We start from the raw sequence: 20,023 nt of genomic DNA, 5'->3' as shown, positions 1-20,023 counted from the left end.
CATCTTCTGCGGGTGTTTATCGGGTTGAGGTCAGGGAACCTGCTGAACCGGCTCCACCGCAGTGGTGTTTTTACTCACTAACAGCAGCCATACCCCAACGGCGGTCAACAGGGTGATCGCCGCCAACAACCATAACAACCCTTGCCAGGCTTGCTGGTAGCTACTCAGTATCAACGTGAGATCAACCTCAGGCAGAGCCAAACGCGCCTGCGCTAAATTACTGCTGCCGAGCCAGTTAGCCGCAGCGCTGAGCGCCTGTGGATCGCTCTCTGGCAAGGCATGGCCTAATGTCAGATGATTCAGCGCCACCAACAGTGCCACCACCAGCGCCAGCGCAATCCCCTCACCGGCCACGCGCACGGTGTTGAATAAGCCTGCGGCCATCCCCGCCTGAGACAAAGGCACCGCAGACACGGCCAGTCCATCCATTAATCCCCACGGCAGGGCCGCTCCGCAGCCAATCACGAACATGGCGAATAACACCAACGGCCCGGCGACGGCAAAGCTCAACCCGAGCAACCCCAGCGCCGCCAGCAGTAACCCCGCGACAGCAATGCCCCCCGCACTGAACCAGCGCGTCAACAGCGCGGCTAACATCGGCACCACCAGCATCGGCGAAGTCAGTGCCAGCAGCCACAGCGCGCTATCAATCTCATCCATCCCCTGCATGCCCATAAAATGCAGCGGCATCACAATCAATAACACCACATAGCAGTAACAGGTCGCCACGGGCAGCACCAACACCCCGGCAAAGCGCGGCTGACGCAGCAGCTGAAGCTGAAAGACCGGCGCAGGGTGGCGCTGACAGTGACGCACAAAAACCACGGCCAGCAGCAAACTCAAGGCAAAAAGCATCGCCACTGGCCAGGCAAACATCCCCTGCTCTGGCAACAGCAACAGCGCGACGGAAAACAACATTAACGCGGCAGTGAACAGCGTAATACCGCGCCAGTCGGCCCGTTCTGTCACCGCCGGGCTGGCAACAGCCAGAAAACGCAGTGCCCACAACAGGCTCAATCCTGCCATTAATGCCAGTATCACATACACCCAGCGCCAGCTCCCATGCTGGGTGAGCACACCAATCAGCAACGGGCCAAACGCTAACCCAAGACCAAACAACGTGCCCAACAGGCTAAATGCGCGGGTTCGTGCTGCCCCTTCATAGAGCTGAGCCAGCGCAGTGGCCGCCGCTGCTAACGTCAGAGCGGCAGCCAAACCTTGCAGGGTACGCAGTCCACCCACGACCCAGGTGCTTTGGGCAACGCCAATCAATCCGCAACTGACCACAAACAGCAATAGCCCGCTGAAAAACAGGCGTCGACTGCCCAGTTTATCCGCCGCAACCCCGGCTCCCAACAAGCAACCCCCAAAGGGCAACATAAACCCGTTAGTCAGCCACATCAGCGCCAGCGGGCTACTGCCCAGCGCATGGCCAATCGCGGGTGTGGTCATCACACCGCCGGTAAAACTCAGCGGTAACATCAGTGCAGCGAAAAACAGGGGCACAGTCGCTAGCAGCCGCGCAGGGCGAGTCATCATGGTTTTCTCTCATCGTGGGAAGTCATACCGACATGCTATTGCGGAGTTTGTTAGAGATAAATAAACTCAAACTCCACTCTTTGCGGATATAAAGTTAATAATCATGGATAGCCTGACCACGCTCACCGCATTTGTTCGCACAGCTGAAAGCCTGAGTTTTACCCAGGCAGCCCATCAACTCGGCATCTCCGCTTCGGCGGTGGGTAAAAATGTTGCGCGGCTGGAACAGCAGCTGGGCGTCAGGCTGTTTCACCGCAGCACCCGAAGTGTCAGCCTGACTGATGAAGGGGCGCGCCTACTGGAGCGTTGTCACCTCATCTTCGAACAGCTGCGTGAAGCCGAGGCAGAACTTACGGCCGCCGTAGCGGAACCCAGCGGCAGACTGCGCGTCTCCCTACCCGTGATCGGCTACCGTCTGGTGCTGCCCATGCTGGCCGGCTTTCAACGTCGCTACCCATTGGTCGAACTGGATCTGGATTTCAGTGACCGGATGGTCAATGTGATTGATGAAGGGTTTGATGTGGTGATTCGCAGCGGCGAAATCACTGACTCGCGGCTCACTGCGCGTACGCTGGGCACTTTTCGTTTTATGGTCTGTGCCAGCCCCGAATACCTGCAACGTCAGGGTCAACCGGCACTCCCCGCTGAACTGGCGACGCATCAACTCATCCTGTTTCGCTTCCCCACTACGGGTCGCATTCAACCGTGGGAGTTAGAAGGGATGCGGATTACCGGGGAAAATACGGCGCAGATCGGCGTCACGCTCAACAATATTGAAGCGCTGGTCCAGTCCACTCGGGCGGGAATGGGCATTAGTTATCTGCCCTCATTTGTGGTGGAAGAAGAGATAAAACGGGGCGAATTACAGGAGATCCTTGTCGATCACTGCCAGCACAGCAGTCAGTTTGCGGCGCTCTGGCCCACCAACCGCTGGCTGACGCCCCGGGTACGCTGCTTTATTGACTATCTGGCAGCCAACTGGCGTTAAGCAACGCCACCCGCCAGTTTTTGCAGGGCAACCACTTCTGAATGCTCAATATACGGCGGCAATTCGGCAAACAGTTTGCTGATGTGCGGCGACTCAATGTGCTTTTGCAGCAATTCACGACTCTGCCACTCTTCAGTCCAGATAAAACGACGTGGGTTCTCAATGTCGCGGTTCAACTGGTAACTGATGCAGCCCTCTTCTTTCAAGGTGGCTTCAATCACACCTCGAAACAGCTGCTCTACGGTCTCTTCATGTCCTGCTTTTACAGTGAACAGCGCTACTACGGGAAGGGTCATCGTTTTCTCCATGTTAACGGTTTCGTACCTGAAAATTCGCCTTGTAGCATACGACAGCCGCATTGCGGCGTTTAGCATTAATTGCTGTCATCATCACCGTAGTACTGCACACCAATCTTGATCAGCGGACGCCCCTGAGATTTGCGATGCAAATTGCTGTCGCGCAGCGAATAAACACAGCCGCAATACTCCTGCTGATAGAAACGCTCGCGCTTGCTGATCTCAATCATGCGTGAAGAACCACCACCCTTGCGCCAGTTATAGTCCCAATAAGCCATCCCCTCGTAGGGCGCGACGGCACGCTGACCGCAATCATTAATCTGTTGCATGTTTTTCCAGCGAGAAATGCCCAGCGAGCTGCTGATAACACTGAAACCGTGCTCCCAGGCATACAGTGCCGTACGCTCAAACCGCATATCAAAACACATGGTGCAGCGCTCGCCGCGCTCCGGGCTCCACTCCATGCCTTTCGCACGCGCAAACCAGTTATCCGTATCGTAGTCCGCGTCAATGAACGGCACACCATGCTGTTCTGCAAAGCGAATATTCTCCTCTTTGCGGATCAGATACTCGCGCTGCGGATGGATATTCGGGTTATAGAAAAAAATGGTGTATTCGATGCCTGAAGCCTGAATGGCTTCCATCACCTCGCCAGAGCAAGGAGCACAGCAGGAGTGTAACAGCAGCTTATCAGCACTGTTCGGCAGGGAAAGCCTGGCGCGGTTTACAGCAGTCATTGGTTCACTTTCTTTATGGATTTGCTGCAGTTTAGCGGCTACGGCATTGGGAAGTCCAGGCAGGCGTTATTCCTCTCGCGCAATATGAAAGCATTTTAAATTGCTTCTGCCCGGCGAAGGGCTCTCGTAGGGTGCCTGTAACAACAGCCCATTTAGGAAGCAAGGAATGAAAACCACCATCACCAGAGGGATCGCCTTTCTGATCGCCAGCATGGCGCTGGCACTTTCGGCTCAGGCCGCGGAGCAGCCCGTGACCGGCGGCACATTAAACGTGGCGCTGGGCAGTGATACGCCGATCATCGACCCATCGATAACCGGCTACTCCGTCACCGCGCTGGTGACGCGCAGCGTGGTTGATTCGCTGGTGGGACAGGCAGAGGACAACCGCTTCACTCCCTGGCTGGCGGAGTCCTGGACCGTCACCCCAGACCATACCGAATATCGCTTTCAACTGCGTAAAGATGTGACGTTCAGTGACGGCACTCGCCTGGATGCGGCAGCGGTGAAATATAACTTCGAACGTATTCTTGACCCGAAAACTACCTCTAGCTATGCGAAATCGCTGCTTGGCCCGATCAGCGCCATCACCACGCCCGATGATTATACGGTGGTGATCCACTACAAAACGCCGTTTGCTCCCTTACTCCAGGGGCTGAGCCTGCCCTATCTGGGCATTCAGTCTCCGACCTATTTAAAAAAGACCGCCAATACCAGCAACAGCGTGGTGGGTTCCGGGCCATTTATTCTCAAATCTTTTATTAAAGGAAGCGGCAGCCAGTTAACCCGCCGCGCCGACTACCACTGGGGGCCGGGTTATGCCCATCACACGGGGCCTGCATACCTGGATGCGATTAATTTCCGCTACCTGCCGGAATCCTCAGTCCGCCTTGGCGCATTGACCAGCGGCCAGGTTCAACTGATTGATGCCATCCCGCCGGCCAGTGCACGCAGTGTGCAATCCAACCCGCAGCTGCAAATCCTGACCCGCGAGAATCCAGGCGTGAACCGAGTGCTTTATCTCAACACCGCGAAAGCCCCGTTTAGCGATCTGCGCGTACGTCAGGCCTTCCAGTCAGCCATTGATGCCACAACTGCGGTAAAAGTCGCCTTCTTCGGCACCCTGAAAGCGGCCGATAATGTGCTGGGTCCGCAGACGCTCTACTATGATGCCAGCGTCGCGAAAACCTGGGGCTTCAATCTGGAGAAAGCCAATCAATTGCTGGATGCCGACGGCTGGAAGCGCAACGCCAACGGTATTCGTGAGAAACAGGGGCAGACGCTGAAAGTGGTCTTTGCCTACTCACCGGACGATGCGCAAAGTGCCGATATCACTCTGTTCCAGGCGATCCAGTTCCAGGTGAAGAAAGCGGGCTTCGACCTGCAACTCGACCCACTTGATGCAGGCGTGCTGGCCGATCGCACCACCAAAAATAACTACGATATCGTCTCTAACTACTATGTTCGCGCTGAACCTGACATCCTACGTACGGTTTTCAGCTCCGCCTATATCCCACCTAAAGGGGCCAACTACAGCCGCGTCACCACCCTGGATGACAAACTCGACCGGGCCATTGGTGCTCCAGATGCCGAGCGTAAAGTGCTGTATCAACAGTTGCAGCATCAAATCATCGACCAGGCCTATGCGGTACCGATTTACATCCCGGCGTGGCAATCCGGTGCGGCAAAACGACTGCACGGCATCGGCTGGGCGACCAATGCCAAACCGACGTTCTATGATGCCTGGCTGAGCCAGTAACATGATAAAACGCCTGCTACAACGCCTACTGACAGTGATTGCGGTGCTTTGGGGTGCCGCAAGCCTGACCTTTATGGCGGTAAAGCTGATTCCTGGCGATCCCATTACGATTCTCAGCGGCGGCGACAATGTGGTTGATGATGCTTTCCGCGCAACACTCATCGCGCGCTACGGACTTGATCAACCGTTGTGGCTGCAATATCTGCACTATTGTGGGCAGGCACTGCTGGGACATTTTGGTGACAGCTATCAAAATCGCGCACCGGTTATTGAGGTGATCGGCAGTGCGCTTGGCCAGACGCTCCAGCTCGCCCTGCTTGCCGTACTGCTGGCATTGGTACTAGCCACACTGAATGCGCTCGCCACTGCAGGTCGCTGGCAACCGCTGCGCACCCTGTTTGCTACCCTTGAGCTGTGCCTGCTCAGTACACCGGTTTACTGGGCGGGCATTGTGCTGTTGGCGCTGTTCAGTTTTCATCTGCACTGGTTCCCGGTCACGGGTAATGATGGCTGGCGATCGCTGGTGCTGCCGGTCATTACTCTGAGCCTGCCGTTGTTTGCGCTGTTGAGCCAGGTACTGCGTGACGGGCTGGAAGCGGCACTGGCTCAACCTTTTGCCCTCACCGTTCGCACCCGGGGCGTTAGTGAGAGCCTGTTGCGTCTGCGTCATGGCTTGCGTCATGCCGCGCTTGCCGCCAGTACGCTGACCGGAACGCTGCTGGCTGGCGTATTAAGCGGTTCAATTCTGACTGAGACCGTATTTGGCCGCGCAGGTATTGGCAAAATTACCCTCCAGGCGATTGTGAATCGCGACATGCCGTTGATTCTTGGCCTGGTGATGTTCTCTGCGCTCGCGTTTGTTCTGATCAATCTGCTGGTGGATGGGTTATATCTGTTGATTGATCCCCGTCTGCGACACCGGAGATCGCACTATGAATCATGATCCCCTGCTGTATGAGCATCCTCTTGCATTACGCCGTCGGCGTAAGTTTTCTCTGACGGGTAGCCTGCCGCTGGCATTTGTTGTCCTGTTGCTGTTGGTGGTCCTTGTGCCGCACTGGTTTACCCACTATCTGCCGGATGACATGGATATGGATGCCATCCTGCAACCTCCTTCACTTCATCACCTGTTCGGGACCGATGCCCTGGGGCGCGATCTCTACAGCCGGGTGGTTTACGGTTCTGCGTTGTCACTCAGCATTGGCTTGGGTGCCACCGTGCTGGCTACAGCGGGCGGAATTGTTTTGGGGCTGCTGACCAGTCTTGGGCCACGCTGGCTGCGCCAGCCGCTGGTGCATTTGCTGGATATTCTGCTGGCTTTTCCTGAGCTCCTTTTGGCGTTACTGATTGTGGCTGTTTTGGGGCGCGGCCCCAGCAATACGTTGTTAGCGGTGGGGCTGTCCGGTATCGCCAGCTATGCCCGTTTGCTGCGTGCGCAAGTGCTACAGGTCAAACTCTCGGGCTATGTCCAACAGGCCGTCGTGTTAGGCGAACGGCGTACCACCATTGTGCTGCGACACATTCTGCCCAACGCACTGCGACCGCTACTGGTAGTGGCGACGCTGGGCGTTGGGCAGGCGCTGTTAAACGCGTCCTCTCTTAGTTTTCTCGGGCTTGGCGTGGTGCCTCCCGTGGCGGAATGGGGCGCTTTGCTGGCGGATGGGCGGGATTTTCTCGATACCGCGCCGTGGATAAGCCTACTCCCGGCGAGCGTCGTAGCCCTCTCAGTGATTGCCCTGACGCTGACCGGACGTCGTATTCAGTCCCGACTGACACAAGGATCGTAAATCGATGACCCAACTGACGCCACTGCTCGACATTCAGCAGCTTGAAGTCACTTTTCCAGATCACCCTGCGGTACAGGGGCTCTCTTTACGGCTACACAGCGGTGAAATTGTCGCCCTGGTGGGTGAATCTGGCTCCGGGAAATCCGTGAGTGCACGCGCGCTGGTGGGCCTGGCCGGTGACAACGCCCGCGTGCAAGCCAGCAAAGCCCGGTTGTATAACGCGAAAGGTGAAACGCGTGATTTACTCAAACTCAGCGCGAAAGCCTGGCAGCAGGTACGCGGTGGCGAGATTGGTTTTGTCTTGCAGGATGCGCTCACCTCACTCGATCCGCTAAAAACCATCGGTGCTGAGGTTGCCGAAGCGCTGTGCAGACATCAAAAAATCCCGCGTCGGGAAGTCGCCGCTCGGGTAGAACAGCTACTGGAAGATGTCGGGATCCCCGATGCCAGACAGCGTATGGATCAGTATGCTCATGAGCTTTCTGGCGGGCTGCGTCAACGCGCCCTGATCGCCTCTGCACTTGCCGGAGGACCAACATTACTGATAGCAGACGAGCCAACAACTGCACTGGATGTCACCGTACAGCAACGTATTTTATCCTTGTTCCGCCAGTTGGCCGATCGGGGGCACGGCGTGTTACTCATTACCCATGACCTTGCGGTAGTAGCAAAAATTGCCGATCGGGTGCTGGTGATGCGCCACGGGCGGGTGGTGGAGCAAGGCGAAACCGCCGCACTGCTTGCTGCACCGCAGCACCCTTACACGCGCCAGCTTTTGGCTGCAATCCCCGGCGTCCACACCCGCAATCAGTGGCTGGCAGACCCGAGTACAGATCAGTTAAATATTACGCCACGGGTAGATCGCCAGAAACGGCTGCTTTCGGTACAGCAACTACACCTGGCGTTTCGCCGCCCGGACGGATCGCGCCATCAGGTGCTGGACGACATCTCATTCCAGTTACGCCATGGTGAAACACTGGGCCTGGTGGGGGAATCGGGATCGGGAAAAACCTCCCTTGGCAAAGTGATCCTCGGACTCGTCAACGCACAGCAGGGCGAAGTCTGGCTGGAAGATCAGCGATGGAGCCATATGAATGAAGCGGATCGTCGCCCATTACGCCAGCGCATCCAGACCATCAGCCAGGATCCTTTGGGTGCTTTTAATCCGCTTTATACCGTGATGCAGATCGTGCAGCAGCCGCTACGTTTGCAAGCAAATGCGTCCGCGGAAAAAATCACTGCGCGTACCGAAGCGCTGATGCAGCAGGTTGGCCTGCCGTTGGCGCTGCTCTCACGACGCCCCGCTGCCTTATCGGGTGGACAGCGACAGCGAGTGGCGATTGCGCAAGCGCTGGCTTCTGATCCTGAAATCCTGATTTGTGATGAGCCGGTCTCGGCGCTGGATGTGCTGACCCAGGCACAGATTCTGGATCTGCTGCGCAGGCTACAGATCCAGCTCGGTCTGAGCATGCTGTTCATTTCACATGATCCTGGCGTGGTGTTACACATGAGCCATCGTGTTGCGGTTCTGAGTGCCGGAAAAATTGTGGAGGTTGTTGATACAACACACCCCAGACCCACGGCTGAAAATAATTACAGCCGCCAGTTATTATTCTCCGGCGGGTAATATTGATGACGTTAATAAAAGTAAGAAAAAACCAGCTTTTTTATGAAAATAAACTTTTTTATATGAAAGTTCCCGAAACATCGGTGTGGCGATAGTGGGACATTGCTTTAACCAAAAGGAGAAATTATTCTTGCCTTAACTAACTGATCGCAACCCAAAAGTGCAGGTGATGCATGTTTTTTTCCCGACTATTAAAACGCAATGCTAATCAGCCTTCCTTCTGGAAAAATGCTACGCAACAAAACGATCTGAAATTCAGCAGCTTCGCCTCCCTGTGCGAAGCCGTGGATGAGCGGGTAAAAGATAAAGCGCAGGCGGAACAATGTGCCGGTCAAATCTACGCCTTTGCAATAAAAGCGTACAAAGCTGAACAGGCGGGAAGTCAACTGCCGGAAATCACGCTCTCCCATCTCCCTTCAGCCACGCAAAACTTTATTCGTACACTGCGTGATGTCCCTGAAAGCCAAAATGATATTGCATTCAACGATCTATTTACCTGGATTCTGGCCGACGTCAGCGATGCTGAAGTTAAATTTGGTATCCAGTTGGCGGTGGTGAATTATCTGGTTGAACGCTGGCAGCTGTAACCCATGATCTAAATCCCCCTGCTTTGCTATCCTGTGTACTGATTCCAGTTCACAGGATGTGTCGCATATGAATATTTTCACCATGATAGCTATCCCCACCTGTTTCATTGGCCTGCTGTTTCTGTTGCTGGCGATCCGCCTTAAAAAATGGGGTTTTTACTACCTTGGCTACTGGCTGGGTGTCATTTCGTTTCTGAGTGCAAGAGCAGGGATGATGTAGAAAACCGTGCTAAACATTAGAAATAAAAAAGCCCCACCTGAAAGGCGGGGCTTTTATAGCCGTGGATTCTGCTTATCGAAACAAACGGAGATCCAAACAGAGAAGCTGTAGATTCAGAACAACAACGCATTTACTGGCCACGAAGCCTGGCGTTTATGCTGCGCTGAAAGCAACCATGTTGGCTTTACAAAAAATACATTTTGCGCCGTGGGGATTATTCTTACTCACATCGTAAACCGATGTTCTGTATTGAGACCCACGGCAACAAGGGCACTGGAACCGAAAGTTAATAAAATTAACCTTAGATTAAAACGATGTTAGCTGCTGCTGGGCCTTTCTGGCCTGCTTCAACAGTGAACTCAACACGCTGACCTTCTTCCAGTACTTTGAAACCGTTGCTCTGGATTGCAGAGAAGTGTGCGAACACATCTTTGCTGCCATCTGCAGGAGTGATGAAACCGAAACCTTTGTCCGCGTTAAACCACTTAACAGTACCTTGAATTTTGTTAGACATAATATTTACCTATTCAATGAGCCTTTCGGCGATAAAAAGGGCTGAGCTGCAGATACGAATCAGAGCTTAGGATAAGACTCAAAGAGAAAGGCTGTTTTGCGGCACTAACTGAGATGAGAAATACAACTGAAACCTAATCGAAACTGTCTGCTATTCAGACCGACGAGCTATTAACGCATTGTTTGTCGAGTCTTGCAAGACGTTTCTTGGATAAAGTTTCTCTTACCCTAAAATAACACCTATCATGCTGAATTTACGCACAATTTAATTGTGCGTTTTTGGCGGTAAAAACGGCTGATTTTCCCCTTTTACCTGCGTTACCTGTAACTGCCCAGAACCACTCCCGACAGCAACACGCACAGACTGCGCACTCTGCTAACTTGAATCAGGTAATATCTCTTCGCACTTCTGAACTCACAGAGAATCACACCATGCAAACATCGTCCCGAGTATTACTGATTGGTGCTTCACGCGGCCTGGGCTTTGCCCTGGCTGAAACGCTGCTGCAGCGCGGCTATCAGGTGGTTGCCACAGGTCGGGCGCACTCCACGGCACAACTGAAACAGCTGGCGACCCGCTATCCCACTCAACTCAGCGTTGAGTCTGTTGATATCAATCAGCCTGATGAAGTTACCGCACTGCATTCACGCCTGAGCACTCAACAGTTCGATATGCTGTTCGTGAATGCGGGCGTGAAAAATGATGATGCCGAAACCATTGCGGATGTCGCCACTGATGAGTTCATGCGCGTAATGGTGACCAATGCGCTGAGTCCGATGCGCGTGATTGAGACATTCAAAGGCAATGTCACTGCCGCCGGGACCATTGCCGTCATGTCCTCCGGGCTGGGCAGCGTCACGAACAATACCACAGGCACGTTTGAGGTTTACCGTGGCAGCAAAGCCGCGCTGAACACCTTTATGCGCAGCTTTGCTGCTCGTGAGCAGAACAGCCGTACGCTATTGATTATGGCACCAGGCTGGGTGCGCACAGATATGGGCGGCCCGCAGGCTAGCCTGACGATTGAAGAGAGCATCCCTAACCTGCTCAATACCATGGAAGAGTATGCCGGACACGGCGGGTTGCACTACCTCGACTATTTAGGTCGAGTGATCCCCTGGTAAAAGCCCACCCTCAACCGCCTTTTGCCCAATGGAGGCCATTTTGACACCGGAATTGACGTCAGTAGCCCGCTCAGCAGCACTGCCCGTGGTATTGATTCCCGGCTTTATGCTCGATGAAACGCTGTGGGAGGGGGTTATCGCGGCCGCCGAGGGTAAAAGGCGCTTTATTTGCGCCAGCCTGGCCGAAGGCAACAGCATCCGACAGTTGGCCGAACAGATTGTTGCCACCCTGCCCGCGCGTTTTGTGCTGGTGGGCTTTTCACTGGGTGGCTACGTAGCACGGGCGATTGTGGAGCACTACCCCGAGCGAGTGGCGGCGCTGGTGCTGATCGCCACTTCGCTACGTGAAGATACGCCAGAACAGGTGCAGCAGAAGCAGTCAGCCGCAAAAGCCATGCAACAGGGGGCGAAGTTCGGTGGACTCACCAGCAGTGCAATTGCACGCTCACTCCATCCCGAACGCGCACAAGATCACGCTTTGATCAACAAGATCAAAATGATGGGTGACCGACTGGGCAATGCTGTGTTTCTGCGTCAGTCCGCGCTGATCCGCCAGAATATTTCCTGCCAGCCGATTACGTGCCCGACGCTGATCGTCGCGGCGCGCCAGGATCGGTTGCGCTCACTGGCAGAGTCCGAAGAGTTAGCGCACTTTATTGCGGGTTCAGAGCTGCAACAGATCGATCGCTGCGGCCATATGGTGCCGCTGGAGCAACCTGAACAGCTGGCAGCAACCTTGCTGGGCTGGCTGAGCCGGTTAGAGGATTAGCCCTAATTCAAGTTCGCCGCCCGGCGTGCTTCGTCATCCGGCCTGCTTTTTGCTATCATCCAGGCAGAAATTACAGCCTTTCCGAGGGCGAAGGAGAACAAATGACGATGGATTCATTTCCACAGCACACCGACAAGGTTCTGTCGGTGTTTGATTTCGATGGCACGCTGACCATCCATGACAGTTTTATCCCCTTCCTGCGCTTTAGCTTTGGCAGACGCGTTTTTTCCCGCAAAATTGCCAGACTGGTGCTGCCAACGCTGCGCTGTATGCGTAAAAAGCTGACGCGTGATGAGTTGAAAGAGGTGCTGATCAAAACCTTTTTAACCGATATCGATGAGCAGTGGGTGCGCGAAAAAGCGCTGGCATTCTGCGCCGCGAACTGGACGCGCCTGATGCGCCCTGCCGGGCTGCTGGCCGTCGCCGCTGAAGTGAATTCCGTGGCGGAAGTCACCATCTGTTCAGCCTCACCTGAAATGGTGTTACAGCCGTTTGCCGATCGCCTCGGCATCAAGCTTATCGGCACGCAGTTAGAAGTGGTCAACGGTAAACTGACAGGCCGTATTACCGGCCACAACTGCCGCTGCGGCCAGAAGGTTAAGCGGCTTGAAGCGGTGTATGGACCACTAAGCGGCTATCATCTCCGCGCCTGGGGCGATACACGCGGCGACTTCGAACTGCTGGCCGCCGCTCAGGACCCACACTGGCGTCATTTCCACACCGGCTGGAAAAAACGCCGCATGCCGATTGAAAAACTGCGCATGATTCAGCTCGATCCCTGATGGACTCAGGCAGAACCGATCACAAAATGCGGTCGGTTTTCGCCTCATCCAGCCAGGTTCGAAACTCCTCTAGCAGTAGGTCATAGAGTTTCTCTTCTGCCAGCGTAGCGAAGTTATCAATCGCGAAGAAATGGGTGTTATCAATACGACGATCGGTAAAGTTATCCAGATCCTCCAGAATGCCGTAGTTACTGCCGCCCAGACCGACAAATTTCCAGAAGATAGGATAATTAGCCGAGCGCCGGATAGCCTCTTTGATGGCGCGCGTTTTACTGATACCCCCATCGGTAATAAACACCACATACACGGGCAGATCGCTATGGCGGAAGGTATCGATAACCTCTTCCATCACCGGCGGCTCATTGTTGGTGCCACCCAGGCCGGGTAACAACTCCCACGATGATCGTTTGCCCTGCTTTTGAATGCTGTCGATATAGCCGTCGAGATTGTTCAGCGTCACATCGGGATATTTTGCATGCCGTTCGCCGAATCCCCACACATCCATCGAACCATCATCATCAAACTGCACCGCCAGTACGGCGATGCGATCCAACACCGCCTGGACATTGCCACGCTTGAACTGACCGGTCATGGAACCGGATGCATCCAGCACAAAGGCCACTCGCGCTTTCACCGACTGTAAGCGATGTTTATCCAGACTGACCGAGGCTTTTTTCGCCAGGCTGACCAACCGTGGTGCCTGCTGCTGTAGCTTTTTCTCCAGGCTTACCGTCACAGGCGCTGCGGGCGGCGTATTTTCCGCCTGCGCCACATCGACACCATAGTGCAGGGCTAAGGGCTCCAGCCCGCCATTGAACCCCTGCCCCAGCGCACGGAACTTCCAGCCGCCGTTATGCCGATAAATCTCACCGAGAATCAATGCTTTCTCACTGCGGCCCGGTAGCTCAGGAGAAAACTGTGCGATATTCTCCGCCGTCAGTATCAGGCTGGAGAGCGCTGAAATCGCAGCGCTGCTGTCCAGCGCCAGCGTTACCGCAATTTTACTGACGCGTGGCGCAATCCGGCTTAAATTGATATCAATCTGGCAGCCGGTGGCGTGCGGCTGCATCACCACGCTACGGTCTGGCGTGGCAAGTTGGTTAAAGAAGATAAAATCTTCATCGGCACTCACTTTGCCTTCGGTATTGAGCAGAAACACGCTGGTATCCACATCCCCGCTCAACGCCGGTGAAGCCGTGTAGCGCAGCTGCAACGTCAGTTGCTGAGTGTTCAGCACCATGTTCTGGCCTGGCTGTAACGTCATTCGAGTAACCTCCTGTTAGCGTTCGGTTCCAGTTCCCGGCCTGAATTCGCCGGTTAAAGCCACTTTCTTCATAAAAAACCCCGGACATGCCGGGGTTCATCGATTTTGCAGGCGACTTAAACGTTCACACCGTGCTGCGCTGCCAGCGCTGACAGACCACCGGCGAAGCCCTGACCTACCGCTTTAAATTTCCACTCTTCGCCATTGCGATAGAGTTCGCCAAAGACCATCGCCGTTTCGGTTGAGGCATCTTCTGACAGATCAAAGCGCGCGATTTCCGTGCCATTGTCATTATTGAAGATACGAATATAGCTGTTGCTGACCATGCCGAAGTTCTGCTTACGGGTTTCCGCATCATAAATCGTCACGGCAAATACCAGCTTCTTCGCTTCAGCAGGCACTTTAGACAGGGTGATTTTCACCTGCTCATCGTCGCCATCGCCTTCACCCGTGCGGTTATCGCCCTGGTGCTCAACAGAGCCGCAAGTGCTTTGCTTGTTGTTGAAGAAGATAAAGCTGCTGTCGCTCAGAACCTTACCGTTTTCACCCACGATAAAGACCGAGGCATCCAGGTCAAAGCCCTGACCGTCTGTTACGCGTGCATCCCAACCCAGACCCGCCATCGCGACATTCATGGTCGGGGCTTCTTTAGTCAGGGATACGTTACCGCCTTTTACCAGAGATACTGCCATTGGTTTTCTCCTGCTGATGCTGTGAAAGACGGGCAGCGGACGCTGCCCGTAAGTGACGTAATGATTAAGAAGCGTTGATACCGTACTGGGCACAAACCGATGCCAGACCACCGGCATAACCCTGGCCTACTGCACGGAATTTCCACTCGGTGCCGTTACGATACAGTTCACCAAACAGCATTGCGGTTTCCGTTGAAGCATCTTCGGTCAGATCGTAACGTGCTACTTCGCTCTGGTTGTCATCGTTCACCAGACGGATGAAAGCACCCGACACCTGACCAAAGCTCTGACGGCGGGTCTGTGCGTCATGAATGGTGACCACAAACACAATCTTATCGACGTCCGCTGGAATCAGATCCAGTTTGATTTTCAGTGATTCATCATCGCCATCACCAGCACCGGTACGGTTGTCTCCGGTGTGTGAAACAGAACCGTCAGTCGAGACCAGGTTGTTGTAGAAAATGAAATCGGTGTCACCGCGCACTTTACCGCTGGCAGACAGCAGGAATGCAGAAGCGTCCAGGTCAAAGTCCTGACCATCGGTGGAACGTGCATCCCAGCCAAGGCCAACGAGGACGTTTTTCATGGTTGGTGCCGCTTTGCTCAGCGAAACGTTACCGCCTTTTGATAGAGAAACGCTCATTGAATTACCCTCTTGGTTAATATTCGTTCAGTTAGTTCGTGGGAAGAAAATTAATTTTCTTCTTTTTCCTCTGGTTTCCCAGGGAACAGCACGCTGACAATAATCCCCACTGCCAGCACGCCAAGTACGACATACAGGCTGGTACTGGCTGACAGGCTATAGCCGTGATGCCAGAGATGATCGGTTGCGTTCAGCCCCAGCTTCACCGCAATGAAGAACAGCAGCACGATAACCGCCTTCTCCAGGTGAACAAGGTACTGTTTCAGCGCTTCAAGCACGAAGTACAGGGTACGCAGGCCGAGGATGGCAAACATCATGGCGCTGTAAACGATCAGCGGTTCACGGCTCACAGCAATAATCGCTGGCACCGAGTCAAAGGCAAACATTACGTCTGACAGCTCAACCACCGCCACACACAGCATCAGCGGCGTGGCATACAGCGCTGCTTTTGCACCACGGCCAATCACCACATCTTTGTTTTCCGGTTTCTTTAACTCTTCATCCACTTCGCTCTGCTTCAGCAGGAACGCGTTGCCGCGCAGCTTAGGCCAGATAGGGAAGAAACGTTTTACCAGGCGATAGGCGAGGTGCTGCGAGTAATCTTCAATTTCATCGCTGTCATCACCGCTTTTCAGCATCATCACTGCTGTCCATGCCACGATCAGCGCAAACACAATCTCAACGTACGGGCCAAGGCTCAGTAAGCCAGTACCGATAGCCACGAAGATGCCACGGAATACGATGGCACCAATCACGCCCCAGTAGAGCACGCGGTGGCGGTAGCGGTCAGGTACGGCGAACCAGGAGAAAATCGCCATCATCACAAACAGGTTATCAACCGACAGCACTTTCTCCAGCGCATAACCGGTAATAAACAGGCTGGCCACTTCAGCGCCATGATGAATGTAGAGGAAGCCAGCGAAGCCCATCGCCACGGCCACCCAAAACAGTGACCACAGTGCCGCACTCTTCAGCGAAATAGGCTTATCGCCACGGTGCATCAACAGGTCGATTAAAATCGCACCGACGGAGAGTGCGATAAAAACAATCACAGTTTCAACGGGGAAACCGATGTGTGTGGATTCCATTATTAATCCTTCAGATTAAGTTACAGGCCAAATTCCGCGGGGTCGAAACCCAGCGCGATGGCAATTTCACGTACCGCTTTCTGCTCGTCTGCATCGAAATCACCGTCGCTTTTACCAACAGCAATACCGACACGCACGGCCAGCTGCGCCGCTTCAGGTTGATCTTTGAGCGCCATGATGTACTTCATGGTTTCGCCCTTGCCAATCTCCAGATCGAAATCGAAGCTGGTGACCAGTTTGTTGAAGAACTCGATCACTTCCGTGGTCTCGAACACTTTCAACTCTTCAGAGGCGCGCAGGAAGCCGATCATTTTCTGCTTCTCGTCCGCGCTGACTCCGTCACTGGCAACCGCAATACGTGCACAAACCGCCACGGTGCCCTGCATGAATTTCTTATTTTTATAGCGACTGACCTGTTTAGTCAGTTCGTCGCGTCCTGAGTTGAACGCCCCTTTTACCTTGTCAAAAAAGCTCATGGTCTTTCCTCTGTCTGAATTATTTGGAACCGGCACGCCAGCGAAAGCCCCAGCCGAAGGCTTTGTCCATATCGTCGTGTCCATTAAAGAACTGGTTGATGCGCTCAACGCGGATACTGCCGTTGTCATTAACCAGACGGGCAATGGCACACATGTTGCGGCGGTTCTGGCCTTCGGTCATTCTCGTCTCAATCGGCGGTTGATCCGGAACGTGCAGCGTGACGATGCCATCGGTCTTATCCCAGCTAGCAACGCCTTCATAAATGTAGGCAAAAATCAGCACTTCACTGATGTGCTTCCACTCGCGACCGTTGACATGCAGCCACTCACCATCGCTAACTTCACCAGTACGATCATCACCCTGGAGCTGAACATATGGCTCATCACGCAGGGAGCCGAAGTTACCGCCCAGCGCCTGGATCACACATTTGTAGCCATCTTCCAGCCGCACAAACGCGCCCAGGTCGAGATCGACGCCTTTGTTACCGCCGAACATTGAGCGCAGGCCCGTTGCGCCGCCATTGCCACGGTGCCAGTTGAGATTGATGCGGATCTCACCAAAGTTGTCGCGCTTAGTCAGGCTGATCGCGGGTTTCTCTTTGGTCAGAGAGACTTTGCTCAGGCTGATTTTCGCTGGCGCAGGTGTCGGTGCTGGAGTCGGAGCGGGTGCCGGTTCATCCGATACATTCACACCAAAATGCTCTGCCAGCGGCTTAAGGCCACCGTTAAAGCCCTGGGCAATAAAACGGAATTTCCATTCGTTGTTGCGGCGATAGAGCTCGCCGAGAATCAGTGCTGCCTCCTGGCGTCCAGCCAGTTCAACGTTGCCACTCATCAGTACTTCGCTGTTCTGCTCGACCTGAATTGCAAGGCGTTGCAGAGCGGCTACCGTGCGGCCACCGTCACAAGTGACGGTAAAGGCGACTTTCTGCACTTCAGGGCGTAAGCGGCTGAGATCCACGCTGAACAGCGAGTGATGGCCTTCCGTTTTCAGGCTGATGGTACGGTCATCGTTTTCCGGCTGGCCGTAAAACACCATGTCCGCATCACCGTTGACTTTACCGCTGGCAAACAGGCGAAACGCCGAGGCATCCACCTCAGCACCTGATACCACGCGTACCGTCAGCAGGCTGCCCGGCACTGCGGCGTTACTTCCAGGAGACATCGTCATTAGCGCACCACCACAGCAACAATATCCGCCATCATGTCATCGATGACGCGACCTTTAGAGGCCTGACCGTGAGCAGTGAAATCCCACAGGCCACCGTTGCGGTGCAGCGAAGCGATAACAATGCCGGTGTGGCTGCCCTGCTCTGCCAGTTGATAGCGCGCCAGCTCTTTGCCGCTTTGGTCGACCACCCGGCAGAAGGCATTTTCGACCTCATTGAAGGTCTGGCCACGGAAGCTATTCACGGTAAAAGCGAGATACTCCACTTCCGCAGGCAGACGCAGGAGATCAACGTTAATCACTTCGTCATCGCCATCACCTTCGCCTGTCATGTTATCGCCGCTATGCTGCACAGAGCCGCAGGAAGAGGCGAGTTTACGGAACCAGATAGTGTCGAGTTGGTGACCGGATTTATCCAGTAAAATACAGCTGGCATCCAGATCGATGGCGTCATTACCACCGCCAAGCAGCTTGCTGAATAACCCTTTTTTCTTTATTGGGTCCCAGCCTAAGCCGAAATGAAGTTTATTTAATGAGGATGTTTGTTTGCTGAGTGAGACAGTCTGATTTTTGCTTAATGAAACCATGTCATATTTCCTTCAACCAGGTATTGAAAAGGTTCTGTTTTAAACACCCTATTCCTTAGAGGAAAAATCATAACATGATGCCAATATCGAACAAGCGCATTTTTCCCTGAAATGTTTGGTAGCACTTTAAATTATTGAAATCAAAAGAATAAAAATTTCCTCACCAGGAAAAAAACCGATTTTAAGATGACAAATCTTTACATGAAAATTCATAATCTTACGTCAATGACAAAATCATATTATGATTGACAGTAGATTGCGTGACAAATACACTCCACTGGACATAACATCCTTCATTCCCGAGCGTGGAAATAACCTGAAATGAGACACAACATCTGGTTTATGGAAGGACTCTCTTCACAAAGAGATATTATTCATCACATTAAAAACGATCTGCATGTACAACAGCTTAATATTACTGTTTATGCATCTCATCGCCATCAGCGTAATGAAATTCTCTCATTGGCGGATGCGGCATTTATTGAGCCCGCAGATGACAATCAACGGCTAGAATTTATTCTCTCCACGCAAGAGAAATACGCAATTCAGGCGATTCACACCGGACGTCATGCGCAGTGGTTTGAATCCCATCGACAGGCCATTGAAGCCTGCGGGGTGCGTTTAACCACCGGTGCCAGCAACCGCGATCAGCTGGCACTGGCTGATGATAAAGCAGCCTTTGCGGAAGCGATGCAGCACCTCAGCTTGCCGGTGGTGCCTTCCATTCGCGTTGATTCCGCCGCCGCACTGCGTGAGCAGATCGCCAGCCAGCCTTTCGCGGGTGCGCCGCTGTGCATCAAACCGGTTAACGGCATTTATGGCATGGGATTCTGGCAGTTTGATGACAGCCTCTCACCAATGGCGGCATTTACCCATCCCGATCATCGTCGAGTCAATACCGCGCTCTATTTGCAGGCGCTGGAAGCGACTGAAACCTTCTCACCCCTGGTGCTCATGCCCTACTTACCAGGCCCCGAGTATTCGGTGGATATCCTGGCAGAAAAAGGCCAGGTGTTGGCCGCCGTTGCCCGCCGCAAAGAGGGTGCGTTACAGCATCTGGAACAGGGCGGAGCGGCTTACGAACTGGCAGTCGCTTGCGCCAGCGCCATGGGTGCAGATGGATTAGTTAATGTACAAACACGCCATGATGCGCAGGGCCAGCCGCTGCTACTGGAAATCAATATGCGTCCATCGGGTGGCATTGGTTACACCGCGCTCAGCGGGGTAAACCTGCCAGCACTGTTTGCCCTGCGCCAGTTGGACCTGATTGATCATTCGCAGATCCTTGCAGCTACTCAGCGTTTTCATGCGACTTCGGTGCGCGCATTAACGCAAGCCGTGTCTTACAGCCCTGCGCTGACCAATCGTCTTATTTAAGG

Annotated in this window: 23 protein-coding genes; 11 read left to right on the top strand and 12 right to left on the bottom strand. The window is 54.0% G+C overall.

Translation table 11 applies throughout. The features are described from left to right. Positions 1-30: 30 nt before the first annotated feature. Complete coding sequence (locus B880_RS0107730; RefSeq protein WP_017346821.1) at positions 31-1,536, bottom strand: MFS transporter; 1,506 nt, start codon at positions 1,534-1,536, stop codon at positions 31-33. Positions 1,537-1,642: 106 nt separating this feature from the next. On the opposite strand from B880_RS0107730, the gene B880_RS0107725 reads away from it, so the two are divergent. Beyond that, positions 1,643-2,527, top strand: coding sequence for a LysR family transcriptional regulator (locus B880_RS0107725; RefSeq protein WP_017346820.1), 885 nt, complete (start codon positions 1,643-1,645; stop codon positions 2,525-2,527). Here B880_RS0107725 and B880_RS0107720 read toward each other — a convergent pair. Together B880_RS0107720 and B880_RS0107715 are read right to left on the bottom strand one after the other, a co-directional pair. Then, entirely contained in the window at positions 2,524-2,823 is a 300-nt protein-coding gene (locus B880_RS0107720; protein WP_017346819.1) for a putative quinol monooxygenase, read from the bottom strand. The genes B880_RS0107725 and B880_RS0107720 overlap by 4 nt on opposite strands. Positions 2,824-2,900: 77 nt before the next feature. Continuing rightward, positions 2,901-3,560, bottom strand: coding sequence for an epoxyqueuosine reductase QueH (locus B880_RS0107715; RefSeq protein ID WP_017346818.1), 660 nt, complete (start codon positions 3,558-3,560; stop codon positions 2,901-2,903). A gap of 166 nt (positions 3,561-3,726) precedes the next feature. On the opposite strand from B880_RS0107715, the gene B880_RS0107710 reads away from it, so the two are divergent. From B880_RS0107710 to B880_RS26665, 6 genes are all read left to right on the top strand, one after another. Continuing rightward, the gene (locus tag B880_RS0107710; RefSeq protein ID WP_017346817.1) at positions 3,727-5,316 is read left to right on the top strand and encodes an ABC transporter substrate-binding protein; all 1,590 of its coding nucleotides are present in this window, start codon (positions 3,727-3,729) and stop codon (positions 5,314-5,316) included. A 1-nt stretch (position 5,317) separates the two neighbouring features. Next, the gene (locus B880_RS0107705; RefSeq protein ID WP_017346816.1) at positions 5,318-6,259 is read left to right on the top strand and encodes an ABC transporter permease; all 942 of its coding nucleotides are present in this window, start codon (positions 5,318-5,320) and stop codon (positions 6,257-6,259) included. Next, positions 6,249-7,103, top strand: a complete 855-nt coding sequence (locus tag B880_RS0107700) for an ABC transporter permease (RefSeq protein WP_017346815.1) — start codon at positions 6,249-6,251, stop codon at positions 7,101-7,103. The genes B880_RS0107705 and B880_RS0107700 overlap by 11 nt, the downstream gene beginning before the upstream one ends. A 4-nt stretch (positions 7,104-7,107) precedes the next feature. Beyond that, positions 7,108-8,730: an ATP-binding cassette domain-containing protein gene (locus B880_RS0107695; RefSeq protein ID WP_017346814.1), complete on the top strand. Its 1,623-nt coding sequence runs from the start codon at positions 7,108-7,110 to the stop codon at positions 8,728-8,730. 173 nt (positions 8,731-8,903) lie between these two features. Further along, complete coding sequence (locus B880_RS0107690; RefSeq protein WP_017346813.1) at positions 8,904-9,317, top strand: hypothetical protein; 414 nt, start codon at positions 8,904-8,906, stop codon at positions 9,315-9,317. Between the two features lie 67 nt (positions 9,318-9,384). Further along, positions 9,385-9,537, top strand: a complete 153-nt coding sequence (locus tag B880_RS26665; RefSeq protein WP_017346812.1) for a hypothetical protein — start codon at positions 9,385-9,387, stop codon at positions 9,535-9,537. Between the two features lie 153 nt (positions 9,538-9,690). Here the strand turns inward: B880_RS26665 and ymcF are convergent, their stop codons facing one another. Continuing rightward, positions 9,691-9,828 (bottom strand): cold shock small protein YmcF, encoded by a 138-nt coding sequence (ymcF, locus tag B880_RS27325; RefSeq protein WP_237760999.1) that lies wholly within the window; start codon positions 9,826-9,828, stop codon positions 9,691-9,693. Positions 9,829-9,838: 10 nt separating this feature from the next. Then, a complete protein-coding gene (gene cspE / locus B880_RS0107680) occupies positions 9,839-10,051 on the bottom strand; it encodes a transcription antiterminator/RNA stability regulator CspE (RefSeq protein ID WP_017346811.1) in 213 nt (70 codons plus the stop codon). A gap of 431 nt (positions 10,052-10,482) precedes the next feature. Here cspE and B880_RS0107675 point away from each other — a divergent pair, with 431 nt between their 5' ends. The 3 genes from B880_RS0107675 to B880_RS0107665 all read left to right on the top strand — a co-directional run bounded on the left by B880_RS0107675 (position 10,483) and on the right by B880_RS0107665 (position 12,726). Then, a complete protein-coding gene (locus B880_RS0107675) occupies positions 10,483-11,175 on the top strand; it encodes an SDR family NAD(P)-dependent oxidoreductase (protein WP_017346810.1) in 693 nt (230 codons plus the stop codon). A 40-nt stretch (positions 11,176-11,215) separates the two neighbouring features. Then, positions 11,216-11,944 carry an alpha/beta fold hydrolase gene (locus tag B880_RS0107670; RefSeq protein ID WP_237760998.1) on the top strand — a complete coding sequence of 243 codons (729 nt, stop codon included), beginning with the start codon at positions 11,216-11,218 and terminating at the stop codon, positions 11,942-11,944. Between the two features lie 101 nt (positions 11,945-12,045). Continuing rightward, a complete protein-coding gene (locus B880_RS0107665; RefSeq protein WP_017346808.1) occupies positions 12,046-12,726 on the top strand; it encodes an HAD family hydrolase in 681 nt (226 codons plus the stop codon). Between the two features lie 19 nt (positions 12,727-12,745). Here B880_RS0107665 and B880_RS0107660 read toward each other — a convergent pair whose 3' ends face one another. From B880_RS0107660 to B880_RS0107630, 7 genes are all read right to left on the bottom strand, one after another. After that, positions 12,746-13,990 (bottom strand): vWA domain-containing protein, encoded by a 1,245-nt coding sequence (locus B880_RS0107660; RefSeq protein WP_017346807.1) that lies wholly within the window; start codon positions 13,988-13,990, stop codon positions 12,746-12,748. Positions 13,991-14,106: 116 nt separating this feature from the next. Beyond that, positions 14,107-14,682, bottom strand: coding sequence for a TerD family protein (locus tag B880_RS0107655; protein ID WP_017346806.1), 576 nt, complete (start codon positions 14,680-14,682; stop codon positions 14,107-14,109). A gap of 64 nt (positions 14,683-14,746) precedes the next feature. Beyond that, positions 14,747-15,325 carry a TerD family protein gene (locus tag B880_RS0107650; RefSeq protein WP_017346805.1) on the bottom strand — a complete coding sequence of 193 codons (579 nt, stop codon included), beginning with the start codon at positions 15,323-15,325 and terminating at the stop codon, positions 14,747-14,749. Between the two features lie 50 nt (positions 15,326-15,375). Next, positions 15,376-16,413, bottom strand: a complete 1,038-nt coding sequence (locus B880_RS0107645; protein ID WP_017346804.1) for a TerC/Alx family metal homeostasis membrane protein — start codon at positions 16,411-16,413, stop codon at positions 15,376-15,378. Between the two features lie 20 nt (positions 16,414-16,433). Further along, positions 16,434-16,889 (bottom strand): tellurite resistance TerB family protein, encoded by a 456-nt coding sequence (locus tag B880_RS0107640; RefSeq protein WP_017346803.1) that lies wholly within the window; start codon positions 16,887-16,889, stop codon positions 16,434-16,436. 19 nt (positions 16,890-16,908) lie between these two features. Then, the gene (locus B880_RS0107635) at positions 16,909-18,060 is read right to left on the bottom strand and encodes a TerD family protein (RefSeq protein WP_017346802.1); all 1,152 of its coding nucleotides are present in this window, start codon (positions 18,058-18,060) and stop codon (positions 16,909-16,911) included. Next, positions 18,060-18,644 carry a TerD family protein gene (locus tag B880_RS0107630; RefSeq protein ID WP_017346801.1) on the bottom strand — a complete coding sequence of 195 codons (585 nt, stop codon included), beginning with the start codon at positions 18,642-18,644 and terminating at the stop codon, positions 18,060-18,062. The genes B880_RS0107635 and B880_RS0107630 overlap by 1 nt, the downstream gene beginning before the upstream one ends. Positions 18,645-18,965: 321 nt before the next feature. On the opposite strand from B880_RS0107630, the gene B880_RS0107625 reads away from it, so the two are divergent. Beyond that, a complete protein-coding gene (locus B880_RS0107625; protein ID WP_017346800.1) occupies positions 18,966-20,021 on the top strand; it encodes an ATP-grasp domain-containing protein in 1,056 nt (351 codons plus the stop codon). Positions 20,022-20,023: the final 2 nt, after the last annotated feature.

The sequence above is a fragment of the Pantoea sp. A4 genome (assembly GCF_000295955.2).
Lineage (GTDB): Bacteria > Pseudomonadota > Gammaproteobacteria > Enterobacterales > Enterobacteriaceae > Pantoea > Pantoea multigeneris.
This window is presented reverse-complemented; position numbering and strand designations above follow the sequence as displayed.